Origin of the sequence: Synechococcus sp. W65.1, assembly GCF_047461615.1 — a bacterium.
Taxonomy (GTDB): Bacteria; Cyanobacteriota; Cyanobacteriia; order Thermostichales; family Thermostichaceae; genus Thermostichus.
This window is the reverse complement of the sequence record NZ_JANSHI010000001.1, coordinates 196,600-221,931: the sequence shown is the minus strand read 5'-3', so window position 1 is coordinate 221,931 and position 25,332 is coordinate 196,600. Positions and strand designations below refer to the sequence as shown.

Annotated in this window: 24 protein-coding genes; 9 read left to right on the top strand and 15 right to left on the bottom strand. The window is 60.9% G+C overall.

Translation table 11 applies throughout. The features are described 5' to 3' along the window. Positions 1–199 precede the first annotated feature (199 nt). From NW806_RS01090 to NW806_RS01080, 3 genes are all read left to right on the top strand, one after another. Positions 200–1,414, top strand: coding sequence for a site-2 protease family protein (locus NW806_RS01090; protein ID WP_414409688.1), 1,215 nt, complete (start codon positions 200–202; stop codon positions 1,412–1,414). Between the two features lie 91 nt (positions 1,415–1,505). Continuing rightward, positions 1,506–2,813, top strand: a complete 1,308-nt coding sequence (locus NW806_RS01085; protein ID WP_414409687.1) for a M16 family metallopeptidase — start codon at positions 1,506–1,508, stop codon at positions 2,811–2,813. Between the two features lie 34 nt (positions 2,814–2,847). Further along, the gene (locus NW806_RS01080) at positions 2,848–4,110 is read left to right on the top strand and encodes a M16 family metallopeptidase (RefSeq protein ID WP_414409686.1); all 1,263 of its coding nucleotides are present in this window, start codon (positions 2,848–2,850) and stop codon (positions 4,108–4,110) included. A 355-nt stretch (positions 4,111–4,465) separates the two neighbouring features. On the opposite strand, the gene NW806_RS01075 is transcribed toward NW806_RS01080, so the two are convergent. The 4 genes from NW806_RS01075 to NW806_RS01060 form a co-directional block, all read right to left on the bottom strand. Continuing rightward, complete coding sequence (locus NW806_RS01075; RefSeq protein ID WP_414409685.1) at positions 4,466–5,134, bottom strand: DUF1997 domain-containing protein; 669 nt, start codon at positions 5,132–5,134, stop codon at positions 4,466–4,468. Then, entirely contained in the window at positions 5,094–5,768 is a 675-nt protein-coding gene (gene hisIE, locus NW806_RS01070) for a bifunctional phosphoribosyl-AMP cyclohydrolase/phosphoribosyl-ATP diphosphatase HisIE (RefSeq protein WP_414393245.1), read from the bottom strand. The genes NW806_RS01075 and hisIE overlap by 41 nt, the downstream gene beginning before the upstream one ends. A 228-nt stretch (positions 5,769–5,996) precedes the next feature. Continuing rightward, complete coding sequence (locus tag NW806_RS01065) at positions 5,997–8,159, bottom strand: polysaccharide deacetylase family protein (protein ID WP_414409684.1); 2,163 nt, start codon at positions 8,157–8,159, stop codon at positions 5,997–5,999. A 257-nt stretch (positions 8,160–8,416) separates the two neighbouring features. Then, positions 8,417–8,983 (bottom strand): phycobilisome linker polypeptide, encoded by a 567-nt coding sequence (locus NW806_RS01060; protein WP_414409683.1) that lies wholly within the window; start codon positions 8,981–8,983, stop codon positions 8,417–8,419. A 114-nt stretch (positions 8,984–9,097) separates the two neighbouring features. Here NW806_RS01060 and NW806_RS01055 point away from each other — a divergent pair, with 114 nt between their 5' ends. Beyond that, positions 9,098–9,631: a DUF4079 domain-containing protein gene (locus NW806_RS01055; protein ID WP_414393251.1), complete on the top strand. Its 534-nt coding sequence runs from the start codon at positions 9,098–9,100 to the stop codon at positions 9,629–9,631. Between the two features lie 29 nt (positions 9,632–9,660). Here the strand turns inward: NW806_RS01055 and NW806_RS01050 are convergent, their stop codons facing one another. Then, the gene (locus NW806_RS01050; RefSeq protein ID WP_414393253.1) at positions 9,661–10,734 is read right to left on the bottom strand and encodes an RpoD/SigA family RNA polymerase sigma factor; all 1,074 of its coding nucleotides are present in this window, start codon (positions 10,732–10,734) and stop codon (positions 9,661–9,663) included. 225 nt (positions 10,735–10,959) lie between these two features. Between NW806_RS01050 and NW806_RS01045 the strand changes: the two genes are divergently transcribed. Continuing rightward, entirely contained in the window at positions 10,960–11,247 is a 288-nt protein-coding gene (locus NW806_RS01045) for a helix-turn-helix domain-containing protein (protein ID WP_414405467.1), read from the top strand. Between the two features lie 69 nt (positions 11,248–11,316). Here the strand turns inward: NW806_RS01045 and NW806_RS01040 are convergent, their stop codons facing one another. The 4 genes from NW806_RS01040 to NW806_RS01025 form a co-directional block, all read right to left on the bottom strand. Then, positions 11,317–11,988, bottom strand: a complete 672-nt coding sequence (locus tag NW806_RS01040) for a diacylglycerol/polyprenol kinase family protein (RefSeq protein WP_414409682.1) — start codon at positions 11,986–11,988, stop codon at positions 11,317–11,319. 9 nt (positions 11,989–11,997) lie between these two features. Beyond that, on the bottom strand, positions 11,998–12,354 hold the full coding sequence (locus NW806_RS01035) for a c-type cytochrome (protein ID WP_414409721.1): 357 nt from the start codon (positions 12,352–12,354) through the stop codon (positions 11,998–12,000). A gap of 236 nt (positions 12,355–12,590) precedes the next feature. Continuing rightward, the gene (locus NW806_RS01030; protein WP_414409681.1) at positions 12,591–14,369 is read right to left on the bottom strand and encodes a glycoside hydrolase family 3 N-terminal domain-containing protein; all 1,779 of its coding nucleotides are present in this window, start codon (positions 14,367–14,369) and stop codon (positions 12,591–12,593) included. Between the two features lie 66 nt (positions 14,370–14,435). Further along, the gene (locus NW806_RS01025; RefSeq protein WP_414409680.1) at positions 14,436–15,845 is read right to left on the bottom strand and encodes a RecQ family ATP-dependent DNA helicase; all 1,410 of its coding nucleotides are present in this window, start codon (positions 15,843–15,845) and stop codon (positions 14,436–14,438) included. A 121-nt stretch (positions 15,846–15,966) separates the two neighbouring features. Between NW806_RS01025 and hisB the strand changes: the two genes are divergently transcribed. Beyond that, positions 15,967–16,587 (top strand): imidazoleglycerol-phosphate dehydratase HisB, encoded by a 621-nt coding sequence (hisB, locus tag NW806_RS01020; protein WP_099812743.1) that lies wholly within the window; start codon positions 15,967–15,969, stop codon positions 16,585–16,587. On the opposite strand, the gene NW806_RS01015 is transcribed toward hisB, so the two are convergent. Beyond that, a complete protein-coding gene (locus NW806_RS01015; protein ID WP_414409679.1) occupies positions 16,570–17,196 on the bottom strand; it encodes a pseudouridine synthase in 627 nt (208 codons plus the stop codon). The two genes, hisB and NW806_RS01015, sit on opposite strands and share 18 nt — an antisense overlap. 102 nt (positions 17,197–17,298) lie before the next feature. Here NW806_RS01015 and NW806_RS01010 point away from each other — a divergent pair, with 102 nt between their 5' ends. Then, a complete protein-coding gene (locus NW806_RS01010) occupies positions 17,299–17,598 on the top strand; it encodes a hypothetical protein (protein WP_414409678.1) in 300 nt (99 codons plus the stop codon). A gap of 97 nt (positions 17,599–17,695) precedes the next feature. Continuing rightward, complete coding sequence (gene recN / locus NW806_RS01005) at positions 17,696–19,402, top strand: DNA repair protein RecN (protein ID WP_414409677.1); 1,707 nt, start codon at positions 17,696–17,698, stop codon at positions 19,400–19,402. 8 nt (positions 19,403–19,410) lie between these two features. Here the strand turns inward: recN and NW806_RS01000 are convergent, their stop codons facing one another. Next, on the bottom strand, positions 19,411–20,118 hold the full coding sequence (locus NW806_RS01000; protein ID WP_414409676.1) for an ABC transporter ATP-binding protein: 708 nt from the start codon (positions 20,116–20,118) through the stop codon (positions 19,411–19,413). Next, entirely contained in the window at positions 20,115–20,957 is an 843-nt protein-coding gene (locus NW806_RS00995) for an ABC transporter ATP-binding protein (RefSeq protein ID WP_414409675.1), read from the bottom strand. Before NW806_RS00995 ends, NW806_RS01000 begins: the two co-directional genes overlap by 4 nt. Before the next feature lie 224 nt (positions 20,958–21,181). Here NW806_RS00995 and NW806_RS00990 point away from each other — a divergent pair, with 224 nt between their 5' ends. Then, on the top strand, positions 21,182–22,426 hold the full coding sequence (locus tag NW806_RS00990; protein WP_414409674.1) for an ABC transporter substrate-binding protein: 1,245 nt from the start codon (positions 21,182–21,184) through the stop codon (positions 22,424–22,426). Positions 22,427–22,558: 132 nt separating this feature from the next. On the opposite strand, the gene NW806_RS00985 is transcribed toward NW806_RS00990, so the two are convergent. Genes NW806_RS00985 through NW806_RS00975 form a run of 3 tightly spaced genes read right to left on the bottom strand, consistent with a single transcriptional unit; the run spans position 22,559 to position 25,307 of the window. Beyond that, on the bottom strand, positions 22,559–23,278 hold the full coding sequence (locus NW806_RS00985; RefSeq protein ID WP_414409720.1) for a Stp1/IreP family PP2C-type Ser/Thr phosphatase: 720 nt from the start codon (positions 23,276–23,278) through the stop codon (positions 22,559–22,561). Further along, positions 23,278–24,999 (bottom strand): ABC1 kinase family protein, encoded by a 1,722-nt coding sequence (locus NW806_RS00980; RefSeq protein WP_414409673.1) that lies wholly within the window; start codon positions 24,997–24,999, stop codon positions 23,278–23,280. Before NW806_RS00980 ends, NW806_RS00985 begins: the two co-directional genes overlap by 1 nt. Continuing rightward, positions 24,996–25,307, bottom strand: a complete 312-nt coding sequence (locus tag NW806_RS00975; protein ID WP_414409672.1) for a DUF6825 family protein — start codon at positions 25,305–25,307, stop codon at positions 24,996–24,998. Before NW806_RS00975 ends, NW806_RS00980 begins: the two co-directional genes overlap by 4 nt. Positions 25,308–25,332: the final 25 nt, after the last annotated feature.

Below are 25,332 nucleotides of genomic sequence, written 5' to 3'. Positions count from 1 at the left end.
CAAAAAAATAGGGTCACTGCGGCTAACCCGGCCGCTCTAGCAGGGTTGCCTGGTTTGCTGGACAGCTACCCAGGGTACCACAAGGATTCGCTGCGAAGTCCCGGAAAGGGCTAGAGTGGAAAGGAAGGGATCCCCAGGAGAAAGGTTGCCTGCTGTCCTAAAAGCCCTCCTGGGCAAGAGCTGTGTAGGAGTTAAGGCCATGACCAGTCGCCTGCGCATCGGGAATTTGTGGGGGATCCCCTTGTTCCTCGACTACACCTGGTTTCCAGCGGCTCTGCTGCTGGTGCTCTCCTACGGGGTGGTGCCAGCGGTGGGGCTTTTTCTTTCGCTATTGGCCCATGAGTTGGCCCACAGCCTAGTCGCCCGGGCCTATGGAGTACGGGTGAGCTCCATCACCCTGTTCATCTTTGGCGGCATGGCGGCCATTGAGCGGGAAGTGCCTCGCCCCCTGGGCGCCTTTTGGGTGGCTTTGGCAGGGCCCCTTCTCAGTTTGGGCTTGTTTGTCCTCTTCAGCGTGGCTGGAGCTTGGGCGGGGCCAGGGTCGCCGCTGACCTCAATGCTTGCCAGCTTGGCTGCCATCAACCTAGTGATTGCCCTGTTTAACCTGCTGCCAGGGCTGCCCCTGGATGGGGGGCAGATGCTTAAAGCGGCCATCTGGGGTTGGACAGGGGATCGGCAAAAGGGCATGTTGTGGGCAGCTCGAGCTGGCCAGGGAGTGGGCTGGGGCTTGGTGGGCCTGGGTCTAGTAGTGGTATTTTTGGGGAGCCTCAATGGCCTTTGGACGGGGCTAATTGGCTTGTTTATTTTAAATAGTGCCCGTCGCTACGAGCAGTATGCGCAGCTGCAGCGGGTGTTGGCTCGCCTGAAGGCCGCAGATGTCATGAGCCGCCGCTTTCGCGTGGTGGATGCGGGCATGAGCCTGCGGGAGTTTGTCGATCGCTACCTGATCCCTGCCTCCCTCCAGCCAGAGACCGCAGGAGGCGTTCAGGAAGTGTACTTTGCCGAGGAAGACGGTCGCTACCGGGGCCTGGTTAGGCCGGAACTGCTCAACGACATCGAGCGCAGCCAGTGGGATCACCTCACCCTCAAAGCCATTCTCAAGCCAATGGAGCAACTTCAAGGGGTGCGGGAGGAAACTCCCATTGCCCAGGTCATCCAGATGATGGGCCAGGCGGAGTCGCGCCGAGTCTTGGTCTTCACCCCCAGCGGCGCCATTGCCGGCCTGATCGATCGGGGAGACGTGGTGGCCGTAGCCGCGCGGGAGCTGGGAGTGACCCTGCCTAAGGAAGTGGTGCAGCGGGTGCGCGAAAGTGAGGAATGGCCGCCTGGCTTTCAGGTGGAAGAGAGCCTAGGCGGTGACGGATCCCCCAGCTTGCTGTGGCCAGGATCAACGGATACCCCTTCCCAAGACTAGTAAAGATAAACCCGATTGCTCCCTGAAGGCTCTCAGCGGCGGTTGTGCGGGTAAGATTAAGTTTGTTCTCTGCTGATTAAGAACTTTGACCTTGAGCCGCGCACCGCGTCTTCTTCCTGCTTACACCCATCGCCTAAACAACGGGCTAAGCGTCATTCTTCACCCCCTTCCCATTGCCGATTCGGCCACGGTGGACGTCTGGGTCCAAACAGGCGGGCGCAACGAGCCGTCGCAGTGGCTGGGCATATCCCACTTTCTGGAGCACATGGTCTTTAAGGGCAGCGAGCGGCTGGCCCCCGGGGAGCTGGATCGGGTTATTGAAGGGCGGGGAGGGAGCACCAACGCTGCCACTGGCCAGGATTACACCCACTACTACATCACCGTAGCTGCCACCGACCTGCCGGATACCTTGCCCTATCTGGCGGAGGCAGTGTTGCGGGCCAGGATCCCTCCGGAGGAGATGGAGCGGGAGCGCCAGGTGGTTTTGGAGGAGATTCGCCGCGCTGCCGACAACCTAGGGCACACGGCCTATCAGCTTCTCCTGGAAACTGCCTTTGGGATGGAGCACCCCTATGGGCGACCCGTGCTGGGCACGCCAGAAAGCCTGATGGGGTTGACCCCAGAGCTGCTACGCGCCTACCACCGCGGCTGGTACCGACCCGAATACATGACGGTGGTGATGACGGGAGGCATCGATCCGGACCAGGTGCTGGCGCTGGTGGAAAGAGAGTTTGGGGATCCTGCCAGCGGCTCTGCCTGGACAAGGCCCCCAATCCCGCCTCAGCCTCGTCCCCAAGGGATCCTGCGCCGCGAGAGCACCCATACCCGCCTGGAGCAGGCTCGTCTAAAATTGGCCTGGCCCACCGTCAGCCTCGAGGCCTGGGAGCAGGTTTGCGGCCTGGAGCTGTTGGCCGCGGTACTGGGGGGAGGCCGTACTTCGCGGCTGGTGCATCTGTTGCGAGAGCAGCGCGGCTGGGTGAGGAGGGTGGGCTGTTCTTCACTGGTGCTGAAAGAGGGGGGGCTTTTTTGCATTAGTGCTCGCCTGGAAGTGGAAAACCTGGAGCGGGTGGAGGCAACAATCTTGCGCGAGATTGAGAAGCTGCAGCAGGAGGGTATCGGTCAGGCTGAGCTAGATCGAGCGCGGCGCCTGCTGACCCACGAACTCCTCTTCTCTGCCGAGTCGCCTAGCCAACTGGCAAGCATCTACGGCTACTACGAGACCCTGGTTGGGGTGCAGCGCCTGCAGGAGTACCTGGAGCTGTTGCAAGCGTTTACCCCAGCCCAAGTCCGTGAGCTAGCTCAGCAGTACCTCTCTCCGGAGGCTTACGTGGTGGTCTTGCTCAAGCCAGCTGCTTCTGGCGCTGCTGCCGCTTCGGAGCTGCAACTGGCCTGCCGGTAGATCCCTTGCCCCTAGGAGCTTCCCTCTCTTTGCCATGCAACGTGGCCGTTTACAGCGCTTTCGCTTGAGCAACGGCATCACGCTGCTGTTGGGCCAGAATCCGGCAACGGAAATCCTGGCTGCTCACTGTTTTTTTCGCGGCGGCAGCCGGGTGGAGCGACCGCAGCAGGCAGGCTTGAGCCACTTGCTGGCGGCTGTCCTCACCAAGGGCACCCAGCAGCGCGACTCCCAGGCCATTGCTGCCTGGGTGGAATCCCTAGGGGCTGGGCTTGGGGTGGAAAGCTCTGCCGACTGTCTCGAGGTCGCGCTACAGTGTGTGGCGGCTGATTTCCCCGAGCTGCTGAGGTTGCTTGCGGAAATCCTCCGGGAGCCCAGCTTTCCGGAAGCGGAGGTAGAGCGCGAGCGGGAGCTGCTGTTGCAGACCATTCGCGCCCAACAGGAGCGACCCTTCAGCCTTGCCTTCAACCAGGTTCAGCAGACCCTCTATGGGGATCACCCCTATGCCCTTCCCGAGCTGGGATGGCTGGAGACGGTGGGATCCCTGACCCGGGAGGACTTGCTGGTCTACCACGCCACCTACTGCCGCCCGGAGGGAATGGTGATGGCGGTAATCGGTCCAGAGCTGCCAGAGACGATGGCGGCCCAAGTGGAAGCTGTCCTGGGAGATTGGGTAAGCACCAGCCCGCCTGCTCCTGAACTAGACCTGTCGCTGCCCCCTTTGGAGAAGCCGCAACTGCGAAAGCTATTCCAACCCACCCAGCAGACAACGATTGTGCTTGGCTTTCGCGGATCCCCCGCTGCTTCTGCGGATTATCCGGCCCTGAAGCTGCTGGCCACTTACCTAGGCAGCGGCCTGTCCAGCCGCCTGTTTGTGGAGCTGCGGGAGCGCAGTGGCCTGGCCTATGAGGTCTCGGCCTTCTTTGCCACCCGCCGGGATCCTGCCCCTTTTGTGGCCTACCTGGGCACGGCAGCGGAGAACACTCCAGTGGCCCTGGAGCGCCTCCAGGCGGAGATCCATCGCCTACACAAAACCCTCCTCAGCGATGAGGAAGTGGAGAGGGCCCAGCGCAAGCTCTTGGGCCAGTATGCCCTCAGCAAACAGACCAACGCCCAGGTGGCGCAGCTAGCCGGCTGGTACGAGATTTTGGGCCTGGGCATGGAGTTCGACCAGCAGTATTTGCAGAGGGTGAGGCAGCTCACACCTGCCCAGCTCCAGCAAGCCGCAAAAACCTACCTAGTTAACGCCGCCATTGCTCTGGTGGGGCCGGAAGAAGCTCTGGCAGCGGTTGAATGGTAGGCACGTGCCCCAGCAAGGGGTTGGCATTCTCCCCAACCCTGGAGGTGGGATTCTTTACTTACTCCTTGCAGGCTACACCGGTGCGCCGAGGTGGATGCCACCACCTACCCCTGAAGGGCGCTATTTTCCCGTTACCGAGGTCTGCCCACCTCTTGTGCAGCGCGGGGAGACTAAGCCAAGTTCGGCGGGAACAGGATTCAGTTTTGGCAGCGGCTGTCTCTTCCACGGCACGACTAGCGGAGGATTTCCGCGTCTGATGGTTCCTCCGCACCTCCCATCAAGGTCGTGTTTTTGAGGACAGCACGACGTTTACACCGGCTGGCGGGAAAGGCCGAGCAGCCTGCCCGCAACGGCATCACGCCCTATCCTCCACCGTAACCAAGCGATAGGGGTGATGGGGACGGCCAACGGAGCGGTAGAAATCGCTGCAGACATTGTGAGTCAAGCGATTGCTGAGGCTGCGGGTAACCTGCTGCACCACTTGGCTGCCCACTTTCTGAACCAACTTGCGCGGCAGAACGTGCAAAAACTTGGGCAAATGCAGGCGCACATCCAGATGGAGATCCCAGTGGACACGGGTGGTGGCAGGGGATCCCGGCAGCTCCTCCAGCCGGAAGCTGGCCTGACAATCCACCCGATAGGGCAGGGCAGCATCCCCCGGCAGCTCAATGGAGGTGAGCCGAAATAGGTAATCTTCCTCCGGCCAAATCTTGATCCCAAAGCTGGGCTCCAGCTCAAATCCTAGGCCGCCCATGCGGAAGAACTGCAGCCTGTAGGTTTCAGCAGAGAGGGGCTCCACTCGCAACGGCTGGAAGCAGCGCTGGATCCACTGGCCATGGCCCCGCAGGTAACAAGCCAACGTCTCCCGATCGGTTTCCAGATCCACCTGGCCCCGTCGCCCGGCCTGCAACTCCAAGGGAGTCTTGGCTGGGGGCTGATCCATCTCCTCCAAAAGCGGCTCCCCTCCCTTGGACAGAGCACCTTCACTGAGGGGAACGACGGGCTTGGAGCTGGCGATAGACATCCCGAATATCCACCTGATAGTGAGCAAGAGCCACAAGGCAGTGGTACCAGAGATCCGCCACCTCGCGGGCCAGGGCTGTCTTGTCCCCCTCCTTTGCCGCCATCACCACCTCAGCCGTCTCCTCGCCGAGTTTTTTCAGGATGGCGTTGTCTCCCTTGGCCAGCAGGCTGCTGGTGTAGGAATCGGGCCGGGGATCCGCCTGGCGGGCTTTGACGACGGCAAACACCTGCGACAGGGTATCGGCTGCCGGAATGGGATCCCCTTGCAGCGTGCGGAAGAAGCAGCTCCGTGCCCCCGTGTGGCATGCCGCATCCCCCACCTGCTCCACCAAGATGACCAGCGCGTCGCTGTCGCAGTCGTAGCGGATTTGCTTGACCCACTGGACGTGGCCAGAAGTTTCTCCTTTGGGCCACAGCGCCTGCCGCGAGCGGCTCCAGAACCAGGTGCGGCCTGTTTCCAAAGTTTTTTGCAGGGACTCCCGGTTCATCCAGGCCATCATCAGCACCGTCCCATCCAGGTAGTCCTGCACGATGGCCGGGATCAAACCCTGTTCGTTGTAGCGGAGGCTGTCTAGACGAGCAACCTCTGCTTGTAGAAGAGGGCGAGGCAGATCTGCTGAAGCAGAAGAAGCCATAGGAAGCAGCAGAAAAGTATTGAAAGCAAGATAGCAAAACCAGCTTCAGAAAGGATATCCCTCCAGGTCCCAACCCCCCTTGGCCACTTTCAACAGTCGCAATCAGCCCGGCTGCTGTCAGAACCCAGGGGGTGACAAACTTCACCCCGCAAACCAAGGGAACCTGGCCTAGCTTTGGCCTCAGCTTGAGGTTAAATGCTGCGCTCACCGACTCTTTGCAGCCATAGCTCAATCTAGAGCCACCCTGGGCAGCAGTTTCCGGGTTGGCTTGCGCTCCAGAGGCCAAGTTGGCCGCTCCAGGCGCGTATCCACCAGCACAGCGCTAGGAGAGAAGTCCACCCGCTCCAGCAGCCGCTTCAGCAGTTGGGCGTCGATGGCGTCCCCGCCTCCAGACAGAGGGGCAGTTCCCGCGCCTAGGGGTGTAGGGGTTGCTAGAGGGGATCCCTCCTCGCTGCGCCCAGGTTCGGCTAGCAGCAGTTCCGCCACTGCCTGGGCCAGTTCTTGGCCGTACACGCCATCGGGGCCAGAGGGGAGCAGATCCAGCCGTCCCTGCTGAGCAGCCAGGTGGCTCAACCCCAGTTGCACCGCCGCTACCGCCGGGCCCCGATCCCCCTGCCTCAAAGTGCGCTGGCCGGCCAGAATGCTCTTCAGTTGGGCCCTGGCTGACTCTTGGTCGCTAGCCGGCAAAAGTTGCACTAGCCCTTCCAGCCGATCTCCCTCAGAGCCAGCTTCGGCTTCTGGATGGGGATCCCTTGCCCATAGGCGGTTCAGGTCGTAGAGCAGAATGGCATGGGGCACAGGGCGGCTGGGCTGGTTGGGGCCGGCATGGCCAGTGGCCAAAATCTGTCCCCGGTAGACTAGCGATGTGCTAAAGCCGGAGTCCAGCAGCACCGCCTCGCGGATCCCACTTTTGGGCAAAAGACGGGCCAGGATGGCGGCGTTGACGTGGGTTTTGGTAACTCCGATCACTACCTGGTCTTGGTTGTCCACCCCAAAGAAAGCCCTGGGGCGAAACTCGGCGGCGCTAGAGAGGCGGAAGGAATCGATCTCCGCCTGGGAGAGGGCATGGCCGTCCTTAACCAGCCATAGGCCCGCCACAAACAGATCCGTAACCTCCGGCATCAACTGGCGGATGTTCTCAAGCCGGGTCATAGTGTCGGGATCAAAGGGCACAAAGCGCAGCCGATCCCCGCCCAGCAGCACCAGGGGGCGACCCCGCAGCACCTTGTCATCTTCGGGGCGACCGGGGATGAAGGTCTTGTGGTTGGCAGCCATCACCGGCCCCACCATGACGTTGCTAGCGGAGTTAATCCAGGGAATGGAGAAGAAGCTGCCGTTAATGCCCGCATCGGCCTGGTAGCGCCGGACTAGCGTCCTTACCTCGTAGCGCCGTTCTGCGTGCACTGTGGCTGCCCGTCCGCCGCGGATGGTGAGTACCCGCACCCCGTCGATCACTTCATCGGTCAAGGCCAACGGCTGAGTAACATCCAGCCAGTAGTCGGGGCTGCGGCCAAGGGTGAAGGTGCGAGCGCCAATAATGGCTTCGGTAAGGCGGAACTGGTTAAAGCGGCGCACCTCCAGCAGGTTGGGAGACTGGCCTGTAAAGCCAGGATCCATGGTGAAAGCCATCCGGTAGCCCGCCTCGGCAAGAAACCGCTTCACCCGCTCGTCCCGATTGCCTTCGGGATAGGCAAAGTAGTAGATGGGGTGGCCCAGCTCCTGCTCCAGCTTGACCTTGCAGTCAAACACCTCTCGCCGCAGACGGTCGTCGTCCAGCACACGCAGGTCGGGAGGATGGTTAACGGTGTGGGCGGCAAAGTCGATCAACCCACTGGCATCCATCTCCCGCATCTGATCCCAGGTAAAGTGATCCTTGCTGGTGGGCACGCCGACAAAGCCAGTTTGCACAAAGTAGGTGGCGGGGTAGTTGTACTCCTTTAGAAGCGGGTAGGCGTTCTCGTACAGGCCAAGGTAGGCGTCGTCAAAGGTCAGCAAAATAGCCTTTTCCGGCAAGGGATCCCCGTCCCGCAGGTGTTTGTACAGTTGGTCAATGTGGATGGGGGTCAGCCCCGCCTGCTTAATGGCCTCGAAGTGCTGCCGCAGCTCGGCTACCGTGGTGTCAAACCAGACCTGTTTGCGGCCAGCTACCACGTCGTGGTACATGATGGCCGGCACGTAAGAGAAGCTGGCTGTGGGATGAAGGGCAAAGGGATCCCGCTTTTGGGGGAGGGTCAGGCGCTGTTGGGCCGCCTTGGCTTGGGCGCGGGGAGCTGGTATCTCGGCTGCAGGCCCTAGCCCCAGCAGGCGGCTGGCCCAGTTGGGATGAGCAGTTACCCAGGCCGCTAGGGCGCCGGCTCCAAACCCCAGCACCGTGACTAATAAGGCCAACAAGCCGAGGAGCCGGAAGCGCAACTTCGTTGGCAGTTGCCGTACGGAAGCAGAAAAACTTCGGTGGCGGAAGGAGGAAGGAGGGAGCTGGCTTCCCCTTTTTGCGCTAGGGACTGGATAGCCACCCCAGCGCCTCGGCGGCTGTCGAGACGTCATGTTCTCCTCCTCACCGGCAAAACCAGCGTTAGCCTACCACCCTCATCTGCTGGTGGGGATCCAGCAGAGCCACAGCTCACCGCCCCAGCTGCCTTCTGGGCAAGTTAGCTGAGGTTGCTCAACAAATTGGACTCCGTAATGCTGACGATTTTGCCTCCCATTTGGGTAATCCGCTTAACTTCTTGGGAGAGCCGGCTGAAGGGCACTTTGTACTCGACAACGCTCTTGCGCACGCCTCCTCCTACCAGGCCGGATACCTTGATGGTAAAGACCTTATCGCGGTTGGACGCCGAGGGGCCTGAGGCAGGGCTAGCTGGGGCAGCCTTGGATGGGGAAGCTGCAGCTTCCTGAGGGATCTCGGCAGTTGCCCGCTCCAAGAGGAGTCGCCAGCTGCGGGGATAGGCAGGTGCCAAACGATAGACCACCTTGTAGGAGCCCGCTATGTGGTCATCCTCGGACTCCACCCTCACCACCGTTCCTGGGGGGATATCTAGCTTAGCTCCCTTGGACATGACTTTAATTCCAGGCCAATTGGTGGGCACATCCGTTAGCAGCTCCACCTCAAAGGACTGATCCCCCAACAACAACTTGGCCATGGGAATAACTCCGTTGTGCTCGCTAGCGTCTGCAGCCAGGGATCTGCCCTCGGCCGCCCCTTCACCGCTAGACATTTTACCGTCGCCAGGTGTTCCCCTGAAGCCTCTGGCTAGCCGCTGTCATCCAGGGTAGGTTTGTTGTAGATTTGTTACAGACTGTGGGTTTGTGGCGCTAGTGGAGGGATCCCGATGTTGGGCTTGGCCTTGCCCGATCTGTCGGCAGTTTCCGAGTCGCTGACGGCTGCCTTGCAGCCAGTAGCCCAGTTCTTTGCTGGCTTCAACCTGCCCCAACCAGTTGTGCAATGGGGACATCCTCTGATGATGGGCATTGTGGTAGTGGTCATGGGCAGCTTTGTTGGCCTAACGGGCTGGCGGGGGCGGGTCTTGCGCCTGGCAGGCGGGGGCTCCCTATCGGAATCGGCCCAAAAGCCCCTCTTGGATCACCGCAAAGTAGCCCCCTGGATGGCCACCTTCATTGCCTTGGGCTACACCGGCGGCCTTCTTTCTCTTGTGATGCAGGGCCAGCCCCTGCTGAGGAGCCCTCACTTCTGGACGGGATCCCTGGTGTTGCTGCTGCTGGCGGCCAACAGTGCTTTGTCCCTGAGCGGTTTTGGCGGCAACCGTGAGACCTGGCGCACAGCCCATGCCTATTTGGGCAGCCTCATTCTTTGCTTGCTCTTTACCCATGCCCTGCTGGGCCTGAAGCTGGGTCTATCTCTGTAGCGAGTCCTTAGTAGCCCCTGGAGCCAAACCTAGCGAAGGTACTGCACCAAAGTTCGCGAAGAACGGCCCACCCGTAGCTTGCGCAAGGCATCCCGTTCGATCTGCCGAATCCGCTCCCGCGTCAAGTTAAAGTGATCCCCCACTTCTTGCAGGGTTCTTGCCCTTTGCCCGTCTAGCCCATAGCGCAACTCCAACACTTGCCTCTCAATGGGCTTCAGGGTCTGCAGGGCAGAACGCACATCTTGCCGCAGGGATTGCTCCAGGATCTCCTCAAAGGGTTGCTCCTGCCGTTCATCCGGCAGCAGATCTCCCAGGCGGCTTTCCCCTTCCTGGCCAACCGGCACATCCAACGACAGAGGCAAAGCGGCAGCCTGTTGGATCAGGCGCAACTTCTTGATCTTGATGCCCAGTGCCTCAGCCAGCTCGGCTTCGGTAGGCCGCCGTCCTCGGGCCTTCATGAGCTCGCGGTTGGTGCGCTTGAGCAAGCGCACTTTGTCCACCATGTGCACTGGCAGGCGGATGGTTCGGGCTTGGTTGGCAATGCAGCGGGTAATGCCTTGGCGAATCCACCAGTGGGCGTAGGTGCTGAAGCGAAAACCTCGCTCGGCATTGAATTTCTCAGTGGCTCGAATGAGGCCCATGTTGCCCTCTTGGATTAAGTCCAGAAAGGGCACCCCCCGGTTGAGGTACTTCTTGGCCACACTAACCACCAGACGCAGGTTGGCGTTGATGAGCTTGCGCTGAGCTTGCTCTCCCTGGCGGATGCGCGAGCGCAGAGTAGCTACAGGGATCTGCAGGGCTGCCGCCAATTCCTCATCGCTGGGATCCTGCCCCCGCTGCTGCCGCCATTCCTTGCGGGCTTGATCAATGAGCAGCTTCTGCTGAATTTTGCGCGCCAACTCGATTTCTTCCGCGTGATCGATGCGGGGCACCCGGCCAATCGTATTCAAGTAGTGATCGACCGCATCTTCATTGAGGCGCCGGCTACCGGCCTCTAAATCAGCCTCTGCAGCCGAATCCAGAGCCTCCGGCCAGGGCTCCTCGAGCTCCTGAGGGGATAAAGGACGAGAGAAAACCACAGCCACCTGAGGAGAGAACTTCACTCCCTAGTCTAGGAAAGTTTCTCCTCCTGTGTAAGCGAAAATCGATCATGCTAGTCATTCTTGCTAAGAATTCTCTTCCCTGTAGGCGGGAGTAACGGAGATTGATAGGTCAAGCATCCTGGACATAAACGGCTGTGAGCAATTTTCGATCCAGAGCTTGATGTAGGATGCCTAGGAGACAGCTAGGCTACCTGCTCCGACAAAATCGTGCTAGCTTAGGCTATCATGGGGCGCCGGAGAAGCCATCAGACCCCCCAAGCTGGAAAGGACCAGCACCGCCCTGCGGCCAACTTGATTGGAGAGCGGGTGCGCTGGGTACGAGAGAAGTTGCAGCTAACCCAAGATCAACTGGCGGGTCGCCTGGCCAAGTACGGTGTGCATTTGGACTACGTCAAGGTTGGCCAGGTGGAAAAGGGCAAACGGCGCGTCATCGACAAAGAACTGGTGGCTTTTGCCAAGGCGCTGGGAGTCTCGGTTACCTGGCTGCTGAGCGGCGACGAGTCCCACCTCTAGTTTGCAGCAGCAGGAAGAGCAGCCCCTGCTGGGCCTGGGCTTAGTCTGGCCTGTAACTGGTAGCAATCGTTACAGATAGTTGAGAAGCTGCAGCAGAGCAAAGCAGAGACTGGCGCTGCCCAATGGCACAGTCAGATTGTCCAGCCCCCACCAAGACAACATCTCCAAGCCCATGGCCACCCCCCCCACCCCGACGCTGACAGCAAGCAACAAGGGGGAGAAGCCAAAGTACCCCACAAGCAGCAGTGCCATCACCAAACTGCTCACCACCCACATGGTCAGGGATCCCTCCCAGCTCTTTTGGAGAGATCCCAGTTGATAGAGGTGTTTGCCCCAGCTTTTGCCCACCAGCCCCGCCAGGGCATCGGCCCAGGTCATCACCAGAATGCCAATGACAGCGAAAACTTGTTGCTGGGGCCGCCAAAACCAGAAGATCAGTAGACCAATGCTGACAGCGTAAAAAAAAGTACCGAAGCTGCGCCGCCCAACGCCGTTTAGGCTAGGCAAGATGGCCACCCGGTAGGAGAGCAGCGCCAAGCCCGCAAACACCAGGGAGAACCCCACTCCCACCCAGCGGGGCACCTGGAGGGCCCAGGCCAGCAAGATGATGTTGCCTACGCCAATGTGGATAACTTTGCGCACCCATTCGCCGTCTACCTGCTGGGAGCGCAGCCATTCCGCAAAAGCAAAAACGGAGGCCAGCCAGAGAGCATAGCAAGCAAGCTGCTGTGTCAGGCCCATGAGCCGGCCTCAGAGCGTTTTCAGGTAGCTAAGCAAGTCTGCCATTGCTTGGGGATCAGGCTGAAACTGGGGCATGGGCGGGGTTTTGCCGCTAGTTACTTGGTAAATAATAAACCGGTCGGAGCGGCGGCTGCTTACTCCCCGCAGGCTGGGGCCCACACGGCCATCCCCTTCTTCGCCATGGCAAGCCGCACAGTTAAGGGCAAATAGCGAGGCTCCCCTGCTGGCTTGCCCTTCTAGACTTAAAACAGCCTCGGTGTAGGGATCCGGCCGCATGGCTGCCGCTAGCCAACTCCAGCCAAAGACCGCTAGACCCACAAGAGCTAGACTCAATCCCAGGTTCCTCGCCCAGTCAACTGACCACATCGCCTGCAGGAGGGCAAAAAATGGGCTCAGGGGCTGCCACCTGGAGGGCTGAGAGCAGGCTTGCCCTCCTCCCTTGCCAAAAGCCAAGCGAGGGCTACTGGAAATGTCGAGGTGGGGGAAGAAGAAAGGCACAGCGGACAACCCTGAGAGAGACGTTTCAATCTTTTACATTTCCACCAATACAATAGCTTAGGAGCCCCTTCCTGCCAACAATCCGTAACGGCATTAACTTTCTCTTAATGATCTGCAGCAGCTTGCTGAGGCCTGGACTTCTCCAGCATGAGTCGGCTGGGAAACAGGCGTTGCATGACTGTCAATTGAGCAAGGGGATCGGCGTTGAGGCTGTGGATGGCGTTGGCCCATTGAAAGTAACTCTGGAGGCGATGACAAACCGCCAAGTTTCCATAAGTAACAACGGCTGCTATCCGCTCCCGCCACCGCCCCAGCCAATCCACCACGTAGTTGGGCAGAGCCTCGTGGACAAAGGCCTGGAAAATCAACTGGCCGCCGCTACTGAGGGCTGCCTCCAGCAAGCTCAAGGGGGTAAGGGAATGGCTGAGTAGGGGCGGAAGACCCAGGCTAGCGGGAATGCTCAGGGCAGGGGACTCGGCTAGGAGCGCCGCCTCAGCGCCCAGGGAGAGATCTTGCCAGATCCAGTTCCAACTGCCAGGCGGCAAGGGGAGAGGCAGAGGCTGACCGCCGGTCACTCCGCCGCGGGCCATGGCTGCCTGACAAGGGGCAATGTCGCTCTCGGCTAGAAGAGATCCCAATTGGGCAGCCCTAGGAAGGTGGGAGCGGGCGCTAAACAGCTTGGCAAGGGGTGAATCCTTGGCGAGGGGATCCCCCAGCAGCAGGGGTTTTAGGTGCTCGTCGGGAAAACCGCGGTTGACCCGAGCCCCCATCCAGCCAGGCAGCAAGCTAAAGTCCGTTTCTGCCAGGGGCGGCCACACCTGCTTGAGTAGGGCCGAGGCGGAGGGAAAAAGCCGCTGCTTGGCCCGCAGCAGCCGCGTTACCGACTGGGCAATGGCCTGGGGGTCTAGGGATCCCCGCTGCACAGCTTCCACAACGGCTGCGAGAGCCGCCAAAGGGTCGGGAGGGGCCAAAAGGAGGTCGGCGCCGGCCTGGAGAGCCCGAACCGCCAGCAGGGGGGGATCAGCCAGGTTGGCTAGGAAGTTTTGGTCGAGGCCCTCTGCCACAATGAGACCGCTAAACCCCCACTCTTGGCGCAGCAGCTGGGTCAGCCGCCCCGGCAAAAGAGAGAGCGGCCAGCGCTCGTCCCACTCCGGCAGCACCACTGGCGCAACCGAGATGGCTCCTACCTGGTCCACCAGACCGCGGAAGGGCAGCCAGGGTCCTGCTTGCAGCTCCTCCAAGGTGAGGCTTAGGCGAGGACACCAGGGGTCAGCAGTTGGCTTTAGCAACAGCAGGGGGTTGGCCCGCCCCTCTGCCCAGCCCTGGCCGGGGAAGGCTCTGGCGGTGGTTAGAATCCCCTCCGGAACCGCTTGCTCGCAGCCGCGCACAAAGGCCCGCGCCAGTTGCAACGCCAGCTGTGGCTCCTCCGCCAGCGCCAGTCTTGCTAGACCCTGCCCCAGGGGCTCAGCCACCGGGCCAAGCAGCCAGTTGATGCCGATGGCCGCCGCCTCCCGCGCCGTGATCCTTCCCCACTGTTCCGCCCAGCGCTCGGCCTCAGAGCCCAGGCGGCTCAGGCCTAGGGGGTGGGGGAAGGAAGTGGCTCCCTGCAGAGCCAGGCCGCGACTGGCCTCGGCTGCCACAAGAAGGGGCAGAGTCGCCCAAGACTGCGCCTCCTCAATGAGGAGCAGGGCCTCAGCCACATGACCCTCAGTAATCCAGATGCCTCCAATCTCCACCTCTTGGATCAGCCGCTTGAGAACCTCTCGGGGAGGAGCCTGGGATCCCAGGCGGGCCGAGACCGGCACCACTAGCAGTTGCGCCACCTGCTGCGCCAGGGACAAGGGCTGCTCAAGCGCTGCAACCGGGGGTCCAGAACTACCCATGGACACTCCAGGAAAGTCTTCAGCGAGGGGATCCTATCGCTGGCCACAAGGCTGGGCAAGCACCCATCAGCGCCTTTGGGAAGCCCGGCAGCGGTCGCAGGTGCCGCAGGGCAGGCCAGGCTGGTTCTCAGGGTAGCCAAAATGCCGCAGGATTACCTGCCAGCGACAGCCGCGGCTGTGGATGAAGTCGTCCATCCCCTGCCAGGGATCCTGCCGCGGCGGCGGCTGCCAGCGGCGGTGCAGCACTTGAAAGTGAAAGGGATCTGGCCAGTGCAGACAGCCCATCTCCTGCAGCAGGCCCAGGGCCACCCGCGTCTCTCCGGGGGGCAAGTCGGCGTAGGATCCCTGGGGGGGCAGCGTTTGCAGCAAACGCCGCGCCTGGGCCAGCAAGCGCTCCTGCTGGGAATAGGAATAGGCTTGGCGCTGGCGATCGGTGGGATCCAAGAGGCCTGTCGGCTCGGAGACCAACATCAGGGCCTGGCAAGGGCCGCCATCCCGCCCGCCTCGACCCACCTCCTGCAGGTAGTCCATTAAGTTGGGGGGCGGGTGAAAGTGCAGCACCCAGCGCACGTCGGGCTTGTTGATCCCCAAGCCGAAGGCGTTGGTGCAGACCAGAAAGCGCAGCTCGCCCTCCAGCCAGGCCCGCTCCAGCCGACGGCGGGATCCCGCCTCCAGGCCGCCGTGGTAGGTGGCGGTTTTCTGGTTGTGGCGGCCCAACCACTCGGCCAGCTCCTCCCCATCCCGTCGCGTGCGCACGTACACCAGGCCCGAGCCGGGGTTTTCCGCCAGAAAGCGCAGCAGGCGCCGACGGCGATCCGCTGGGCTCCAGGCCACCGCCACGTTGAGAGAAATGTTGGTTCGCAGCGGGTCAGCGCGAATGCATTCCGGATTCTGCAGGTCGAGGATGTGGCGCAGGCGGCTGAGGGTTTCGGGATCGGCAGTGGCGGTAAAGGCGGCAATGGGAAAGGTAGGCTGGCCCAGGGCAGGGCGGACCAACCCCAGACGGCGGTAGTCGGGCCGGAAGGATCCCCCCCAGTGCACCAAGGTGTGCGCCTCGTCAACAATGAGGCCGTTGAGGGGCACCTGCTGCAGCCGCTCCCAGACTGGCGGGCTGAAGAGGGTTTCCGGCCCCAGATACAGTAGACGCAGCCGGTTCTCCTCCAAAGCCCGCAACACCCGCTTGCGCAGAGCTGGATCCAGCTCGCTGTGCAAACAGGCCGCCGGCAGACGGCGCTTCCAGAGATCCTGCACCTGGTCTTCCATCAGGGCAATCAGAGGCGAGACCACCAGGGTCAGCCCTGTCTGCAGCAGAGCCGGCAGTTGAAAGCACAGAGACTTGCCAAAACCCGTCGGCAACACCACCAGCGCATCCCGCTTCTCCAGCAAGGCGCGGATGACCTGCTCCTGAGGTGGGCGTAGCGCCTCGTAGCCCCAGTACTGCTTGAGGGCCCGTTGAACTTGCTGCCAATCCTGCAAGGAACACTCTCCCCCTCTGCAACCTGAGCCCGCCTGCCCCCCTTGCCAAAGACGCTGATTCTGACACCCCTACCTGTGCGATCCTAGAGCTGGGACTTCCTAGTGCTCCCCTACCCTTGCCATGACAGCCATCGACTCCCCCCGCCTACTGCAGCCCAGGACGGCCTCGGTTCACCGCCGCACCAACGAAACGGACGTTCAAGTGCATCTCAACCTCGATGGCAGAGGGCAGTACGAGATCGACACTGGGATCCCCTTCTTGGACCACATGCTGGCTCAGCTCAGCACCCATGGGCTAATTGATCTCCAGATCAAGGCCGTGGGGGATCTGCACATCGACGACCACCACACCAATGAGGACGTGGGCATTGCCCTGGGACAGGCGCTGGCGCAGGCGCTGCAGGATCGGCGCGGCATTTACCGTTTTGGCCATTTTTGGGCGCCTTTGGATGAGGCCTTGGTGCAGGTAGTGCTGGACTTTTCCGGGCGCCCCCACCTCAGCTATGGTCTGGAGCTGACTGTCGAACGCATTGGCCGCTACGAGACCCAGTTGGTGCGCGAGTTTTACCAGGCGGTGGCCAACCACGCCCAGCTTACCCTGCACATCCGCCAGGTGGCGGGTCTCAATGCCCACCACATCGTCGAGGCCAGTTTCAAGGCCTTTGCCCGCGCCCTGCGCATGGCCGTAGAACGGGATCCGCGCCGACAAGATGGGATCCCTAGCTCAAAAGGAGTGCTGTAAGCCTAACTCCCGCCCAAGCCGAGGACGGCGCGACTGGCCAAAACAGCACTGCCGCAAGTGGGCCAACTCCGCCTCGCTGAGATCTTGCCACTGGCCAGGAGCCAGCCCCGCTAGGGAAAGGGGGCCTAGTCCTACCCGAACCAGCCTTAGCGTCGGGATCCCGACCGCAGCAGTCATGCGGCGCACCTGGCGATTGCGACCTTCCCGCAGCGTCAGCTCCAGCCAGGTGGTGGGGATGGAGCGGCGAAAGCGAATGGGCGGATCCCGCGGTGGCAGATCCGGCTCCTCGGCCAGAACTCTAACCTCAGCCGGTCGGGTCTTTCGCCCCTGGATGATCACTCCCTCTTGCAACTGTTGCAGAGCCTGCGGCGTAGGGATCCCTTCCACCTGCACCCAGTAGGTGCGCTTGTGGCCAAATTTGGGATCGATCAGGCGGGCGTGGAGCTGGCCGTCATCGGTGAGCAAGAGCAGTCCTTCGCTATCGCGATCTAGCCGCCCCACCGGATAGACGCTGGGCACTGGGATGAAGGCCTTGAGGGTGAGGCGCCCTGCCGGGTCGGTAAACTGGGTGAGCACGCCGTAGGGTTTATAAAACTTGAGGTAGCGCATGGCAGACGGCTTCCGTCTTTGGACTAGGCAGTGCAACTTCAACGGTAAGATTCAGGAAGCAGTATTTCTCCACAGGCAGCAGCGTTTGGTGGATTGCACCTAATGGCGATAGACAACACTCTACTCTGGGTTTTAGTGGCAACGGCAGGGCTCTCCCTTCTCAGCTTGGTCTATGTCTGGGTGGACGAAGCCCTCAAACGGCGCCGCTACGAGCGGCAAAAGCAAGAAGAAGCCGTTCCCTCCACCGCTGCTGCTTCTGAACCTGAAGCCGAGATCCCCCCTGCTGCCCTAGAGCCAGAAACCGAGCCTAGCCCTCCTGCTCAGGAAGTAACGGCAACCCCTGAAACCCTCGACACCACGCCCGAGCAAGTCGATAAACCAGGGGAAACGCCGGAGACCTAAGGGCAACCTCCTTTCTAACCTCGCTCCAGGAGCAGCTGCGCTAACCTGAGACAGAACTGCCCTAGCCACCGCTAGCGACGCGTCGGGCAGGTGGGGTATGCTGCGCCTGTTGCGGATTGAAAACTTCGCCCTGATTGAGCAGTTGGAGATCCCCTTTGGGGCAGGGCTCAACGTGCTTACCGGGGAAACGGGGGCAGGCAAGTCCATTATTCTCGAGGCTCTCGATGCGGCTTTGGGGGGGCCAGCGCGGGCTTTGCGCAGTGGCAGCCAGCGGGGCCTAGTGGAAGCTATTTTTCAACCCAATGCCGATCTGGAAGCCTGGCTAGAGCAGGAACAGATCGAGCCCCTGGAAGAGGGCCTGGTCTGCAGCCGCGAACTGGTGGTGCGTAGCGGCAAGCTCACCAGCCGCCTGCGAGTCAACGGGGTGGTGGTCAACAAAGCCCAGATGCTCAGGCTGCGCTCCCAACTGCTGGAGATCACTGCCCAAGGGCAAACGGCTCAAATTCAGTCTCCCCAAGCCCAGCGCCGCTGGCTGGATGCCTTTGGCGGCGAAGAGCTGCTGCGGGCACGGACCCAGGTGGCAGCTTGCTACCAGACCTGGAGCCAGCTCAAAGCTGAAATGGAGTCCCGGCAGCAGACTCAACAACTGCGCCTGCAGCGCCTAGATCTGTTGGAGCTGCAAGCCCGAGAGCTGGCTGCCCTGCGCCTGGAGGATCCCGAGGAGCTGAGCAAACTGGAGCGGGAGCGGGAGCGCCTAGTCCACCGGGTGGAGTTGCGGCAGCAAAGCCATGCCGCCCACCAACTGCTCTACCAAAATGACAGCGGCTCGCCAGCCATTGCCGATCTCTTGGCCCAGGCCGAGCGGCTGCTGCGGAGCATGGCTCAACGGGATCCCGAGCTTGCCCCCTTGGCGGAAATGGTTAGCAACGCCCTCGTGCAGGTAGAGGAAGCGGGGCGGGAGCTGCTGCGCTACAGCGAGGCCCTGGAGGCCGATCCCAGTCGGTTAAGCAAAATTGAACGGCGCTTAGCTCAACTGCGCCAGGCCTGCCGCAAATACGGCCCCACCTTGGCGGAGGTGATGGCTCATGCGGAGCGGGTCCAGGTGGAGCTAGCCCGCCTGCGGGACGAGAGCACCGACTTGGAGGAACTAGAGGCGCAGCTGAACCAAGCAGCCCAGGAGCTGGAGCACCACTGCCAGAGGCTCTCCCAACTGCGGCAGCAGGCAGCCCGGAAACTGGAGAGAGCCCTGCTGCAGGAACTCAGACCCCTGGGGATGAGCGGCGTGCAGTTCCAGGTGCAGATTCAAGCCGGATCTCCCACTGCCGAAGGGGTGGATCAGGTGAGCTTTTGGTTTAGTCCCAACCCTGGGGAGCCCCTGCAACCGCTAGCCGACATTGCCTCCGGCGGCGAGATGAGCCGTTTTCTCCTGGCCTTAAAAGCAGTCTTCAGCCGCGTCGATCCGGTGGCTACTCTGGTCTTTGACGAGATCGACGTCGGCGTATCCGGCAAGGTAGCACAGGCCATTGCCGCCAAACTGCACCAGCTTGCCCGTAGCCACCAAGTTCTCTGCGTTACCCACCAACCCTTGATTGCTGCCCTAGCGGATCACCACCTGCGGGTTCACAAAGTGGTGCAAGAAGGGCGAACTTGCGTGCGGGTGGATCCTCTAGGAGAAAAGGAGCGCCGGGAAGAACTGGCCCAACTGGCTGCCGGCCACTCCGCCCAGGAAGCGATGAGCTTCGTGGAAGCTCTTCTCAAGCAAGCAGCCCAACTGCGCCAGCTGCAACTAGCTAGCTCTGCTTAGCTCCTGTCTCAGCCCCCCAAAAACAGCTCCAGCACCTGGGGGTTGCGCAACAAGTTGGGGCCAGTATCTTCAAAGCGGTTTTCTCCCATCGAGAGGACGTAGCCCCAGTCCGCTAAGCTCAGGGCCTGCTTGGCATTTTGCTCCACCATCAGGATGCTGACGCCAAGGCGGTTGATTTCTTGCAAGAGGGCAAAGGTCTGCTCGACATACAGCGGCGACAGGCCGGCTGTCGGCTCATCCAGCAACAACAGTTGCGGCTCCGCCATCAACGCCCGCCCTATGGCTAGCATCTGCCGCTGCCCGCCGGAGAGGGATCCCGCCGCTTGCTTTCGCTTTTCCCTTAGCGGCGGAAACAGCTCGTAAACCCGCTCCCGTTGGGCAGTGTAGTCGTCTCGTCGGATAAAGGCCCCCATCTCCAGGTTTTCCTCGACGGTGAGGGAGGGAAAGACATTGTTGGTCTGAGGCACAAAGCCGATCCCCCGCCGCACCAGTTGCTCGGCAGCAAGATGCGTGATGTCAGAACCTTGGAACAGCACTCGGCCCGAGCGGATGGTGGCCAACCCAAAGAGGGATTTAAGCACTGTCGATTTGCCTGCTCCGTTGGGGCCGATGATCACCACGATTTGCCCCGGGTTGACCTTGAGGCGGATCCCTTTGAGGATGTCCACGCCGCGGTAGCCGCTGTAGAGATCTTGAATCTCGAGCAAAGGAGTCATGGCGGGGATCCCTCCGGCGAGAGGGTGGAGGCTGGCCCCGAGCTGAGGGCATCTGCTAAAGCGATGGATCCCAAATAGGCCTCGCGCACGGCAGGGTTCTGCCGAATTTCCTGCATGGGTCCCTGGGTTAACACCCTTCCCCCCGCCATGACCACCACGTGGTGGCAAAGGCGGGTCACCAGATCCAGGTCGTGTTCAATGATGCAGAAGGTGCAGCCGCGCTCGCGGTTGAGGTACTCAATAAAGCGGATTAGGTCTGCCAGCAACGTGCGGTTGACCCCAGCCCCCGGCTCGTCCAAGAGGATGACCCGCGCATCGGTCATCAGGGTGCGTCCCAGTTCCAGCAGCTTCTTTTGCCCGCCCGAAAGGTTGACTGCCAGTTGATCCCGCAGGTGGATGAGGTTGAGCCGTTCCAAAACTTCTTCAGCCCGAGCCTGAAGCTGGCGCTCCTGCCGCTGTACTCGCCGCCAGCGGAACCAGGCGTTAAATAGGTTTTCTCCAGCCTGATGGGGAGGAACAACCATTAAGTTTTCCAGAACGGTCATGCGGCCAAACTCCCGCGGGATCTGGAAGGTGCGCACCAGCCCACGTTGAAACAACTGGTGGGGAGGCAAGCCCGTGACGTCTTCCCCATCTAGCCAGATGCGTCCGCTATTGGGCCGAATAAAACCGGCAATGATGTTGAAAAGAGTTGTTTTCCCCGCCCCGTTGGGGCCAATCAAGCCCGTGATCCGACCAGCTTCGATGCGGAAGGAACAGTGATCTAGGGCATTGACGCCGCCAAACTGTTTGGAGATGTCGTCAATAACGATCACACCGCTACCCTGGGAAAGCTCCATTCCCTAATGGATTCACCATTTTATGAGCTTTCGTCGTAGGGTAAAGAAGCTTGCTTAACCAAATGCGGGTAGGTTTGCCAAGAAGCCCTTCCGCGGGGGTTGGGCTGGCTCTTGGAGGGAACCCTTTGAGGTGGGCCAGCGTCTACCTCTATACCACCGACCTTTGAGAATTGCAGTTTTATTCCCTCATTGGAGCTCATTGGAGGTTCTTGGTTATGTCTCCCATGCACAAACTGACCCGGCGGGCCTTCGCGACGGCGGCAGCCCTGACGGCAGCGGCGCTGGCCACCACCCTGCTGCCAAGCACAGCTCAGCAAGCAGCCAAAGCCCCGATCAAGATAGGAGCGCTGCTGTCTTTGACGGGCGACCTGCAGGCCTATGGGGAAAACTGCCTCAAGGGCATCAAGCTGGCCCTCCAGCAGATCAACGAAGCTGGCGGCGTCCTCGGATCTCAAGTTCAAGTGGTGGAAGCGGATGACCAGACGTCAGCCCAGCCGGCTATTGATGCGGCCAAGCGGTTAGTGAACGTGGAGAAGGTGGCCGCCATTGTTGGCGCTTTGGGCAGTGGCGTTACCATTCCGGTGGCCACGACAGTAACGGTTCCCAGCAAGATTCCGCAAATTTCACCGGCCTCTACCGCGCCCACCATCACCACCTTGGACGACAATGACTTTTTGTTCCGCACCGTTCCTTCCGATGCTTTCCAAGGGGTAGCCCTAGCGCAGATTACCCGTGAAGAGAAGCTGGATCGCCTGGCTGTTATCTACATCAACAACGACTACGGCCAGGGTCTAGCCGACAGTTTCAAGGCTGCCTTTGAGAAGCGGGGGGGCAAGATCACCAAGGCCGTCCCCTACGAGCCAGGCAAAGCTTCCTACCGCGGCGAGCTGGATCAGCTCAAGGAAGGGAACCCCCAGGCGCTGGTGGTCATTGGCTATCCAGAAAACGGCGCGGTTATCTTGCGGCAAGCCTTGGAAGGGGGGCTATTTAAGCGCTTTGTCTTAACAGACGGCATGCGCTCTCCTGATCTGGCTGCCCAGGTGGGGGCAGATAAGCTAGAGGGATCCATTGGCACTTCGCCCCAGGCCCGTACTGACACCAAGGCTTACCAGAGCTTTGTTCAAGCCTACAAAGCTGCCTACGGGGAAGTGCCCCCCACTCCCTACATCGACACTGCCTACGATGCTGCCTTCCTTCTGGCTCTGGCCATCCAAAAAGCAGGCAGCACCGATGGCACTGCTATCCGCGATGCCCTGCGGCAAGTGGCCAATCCCCCTGGCACCGAAATCCTGCCTGGCGAGTGGGCCAAGGCGGTGGAGCTGCTGAAGAAAGGGGAAGACATCAATTACACTGGCGCTTCTGGCTCGCTGGACTTCGATGAAAAGGGAGACGTAGCCGGAACCTTTGCCCACTGGACCTTCAAGGGCGGGAAGATCGTAGACTTGAAGGTGTTTGAGCCGAAGAGCTAAAGACTGGGCTGCTGTCTTCGACAAGTAGGGGTTTGCCGGGGAGATGACTGGCAAGCCCCTGCTTTTCACTGCCAGCGCAACTCCCACTCGTTGGATTTTGGGGTAAGGCCAACCTTGATTGAGGGGAGGACGTCACGCGTACTCGGCAACAACGACCGTGATGTTGTCCCGACCTCCTCGCTCTTTGGCTGCCTCGATTAACTCGAGGACAAGCTGCTCCAAGTCTGGCACCTTCAAGCAATATTCGGCAATGACTTCGTCGTCCAGCTCCTCGGTTAGTCCATCGCTGCACAACAGGAGGCGATCCCCAGGAAGCAGGGTAATGGGTTGGATAGCAGGTGGCCCTGTGTCAGGCCGGCCCAGGCAGCGCTCAAGGATGTGCCGCCAGGGGTGGATGCGGGCCTGCTCTTGGGTTAACTCCCCCTGGCGAACCGAGCGGGCGACTAGCGTGTGATCTTCCGTCATCTGCTGCAGCTGGGATCCGCGCAGGCGGTAGAGGCGGGAGTCGCCGATGTGAGCACTCCAGCAATTGTTTTTGGGATCCACCATCGCCACCACCACAGTGGTGCCCATGTCTGCCCGTTGCGGGTTTTCCCGCTGATCTTTGAGAATGGCCTCGTTGGCGGCTTCCACTGCTTCGCTAAGGAGCTTGGGCGCCGGCACCATCTCCCAGCCTCGATCCAAATAGGCTCGAATGGTCTCAACTGCCAGCTGGCTGGCTACGGCTCCTGCTGCATGTCCACCCATGCCATCGGCAACGATGAAGTAGCGACCTTCCGGATCGCAGTAGTAAGCATCCTGATTGCCGCTGCGAACCTTGCCCGGATCCGTAGCGCCAGCATAGCGTCGCATCACCTCAGCCGATCCAATTCCTTTGCCTTTAAGAGTACCCTGAGCAGCGCCGCGGCAGCCAAGACAGCCAAGGCCAGGGCGACAATCGCTAAAGTAGCATGCCCAGCCAAAAATAGCTGCGTGGCGCTAAGAAAAAAAGTTGCAAACAGCACCGCGTAAGTGGTGCCCCAGCCCGTCGAGTTGAGCTGACGCAGCAGGCGTTCCGTCTCACTGGAGCGAACCCGCAGGCGCAGCTCCCCCTGTTCCAATTTACTTAAGGCCGTCTCCAGACGGCGGGGCAGGCTGAGGCTGGTGCTGGTAAACTCTACCGCCTGGCGGCTGACCCGAGCCAGCAGGGTTTCCCTCTCGGGGTGGCTACTGTTCATGAGCTCCTCTGCAAAAGGCTTGGCCACCTCAATAAAGTTAAACTCTGGATCCAGCCCTTTTCCCAGCCCCTCCAGGGTCGTGAGGGCTCGCAGGACAAAGGTAAAGGTGGCGGGGAAGCGAAACGGCTGCTCATAGGCCAGCTCGTAGAGGTCTTCGCTGATGGCCGCCACCGAGATCTTATCCAGCTTGCTGGAGAAGGGTTTGTCTAGGAAGTGATCCAGAAGGTACTGCACCGAGCGGCGTACTGGTGCCAGATCGGCAGTGGGTACTAGAACACCCAGCTCCACCAACAGGGCCACCACCTGCTCGGCATCTTTGGCCACCACCGCTGCCAGCATACCTGCCAGTTTTTCCTTGATGCCGGGACGAAGGCGCCCCATCATACCGAAGTCGTAGAAGATCAGCGTGCCATCTGGCTTGACGGCAATATTGCCAGGGTGGGGATCGGCGTGGAAAAAGCCGTCTTTGAGCAGTTGCCGCAGATAGGCCTCCGCCCCCAAGCGGGCCAAAGCCTTGCGATCCAATCCCGCCGCGCTCAGTGCCTCGTAGTCGCTAATTTTGATCCCTGGCAGGTATTCCAATGTCAGCAGACGGGGGGAGGTGTAGCGCCAGTACACCTTGGGAACAGCAATCTGGGGCATGTCGCGAAAGTTGCGGCGGAAAGTGTCGGCGTTGCGGCCCTCGTTGAGATAGTCCACCTCCTCCCAGAGGGTGCGGCGACACTCTTCGTAGATGCCAAGCCAGTCGCGGCCCGCTCCACCCCACGGGGTGTGGTGCTGAAAAAACTCAGCAATGCCGCGACCGATCTCCAGGTCAATGGTAAATAGCTGCACCAAGCCCGGTCGCTGTACCTTCACCACCACTTCTTCGCCGCTTTTCAGCTTGGCGCGATGCACTTGCCCCAAGCTGGCTGCTGCCAAAGGGGTGGGATCGAAGTAGCTGTAAATCTGCTCAATGGGCTTGCCGAGCTCCTGCTGCACGATGGCCGCCACCTGTTCGTAACCAAAGGCGGGCACCTGATCCTGCAGCTTGGACAGCTCCTCGACGTACTCGGAGGGGAAGAGATCAGCGCGGGTGGAGAAAAACTGCCCCACCTTAATAAAGGTAGGGCCGAGGTGGAGCAACGTCTCGCGGATCCAAATGGCTCGGGCGCGGCGGCGTTTAGCCTTTCGCTCTGGCGTGGGCTGCCCCCCATAGCTCCAGGCCTGCTGATCCAGCCAGAGATAGAAGAGCCAGGTCAGCACAAAGCGCCAGATGTCGAAAAGACGGCCCCAGCGGCTGTAGTTCTCTCGGGCCCACCGGTAGGCGGTATAGGGCTTAGCAGGCTTGGATCCCTTTGCTGTGCTTGCCTTCAAGCGCTTCGATTCCGGTACTTCTGCAACTCAGAGCGTAGCTGCGCCACCTCGGCCCGCAGGTCATCTAGAGTTGCCTGCAAATCCTCCACCTTGTAGGTGGACGAGGCCATCTCTTGGGTAGCTAGCGATGCTTCCGCCTCAGCTCGGGCCATGACATCCTGGGCAAAAGTCTGCCAGCCCTCCTGCAGCTCTGCCCACAGCTTGCCCACCTCCGCAGCAAGGTCGGCAAGAGCGCCTTCCCAACGCTCGCGCAGAACATCGGCCACTGCTTTGCCGACGAAAAAAGCTCGCACAACGGGATTCCTCATGCAGCCCAAGTGTTAAGAAGCATCA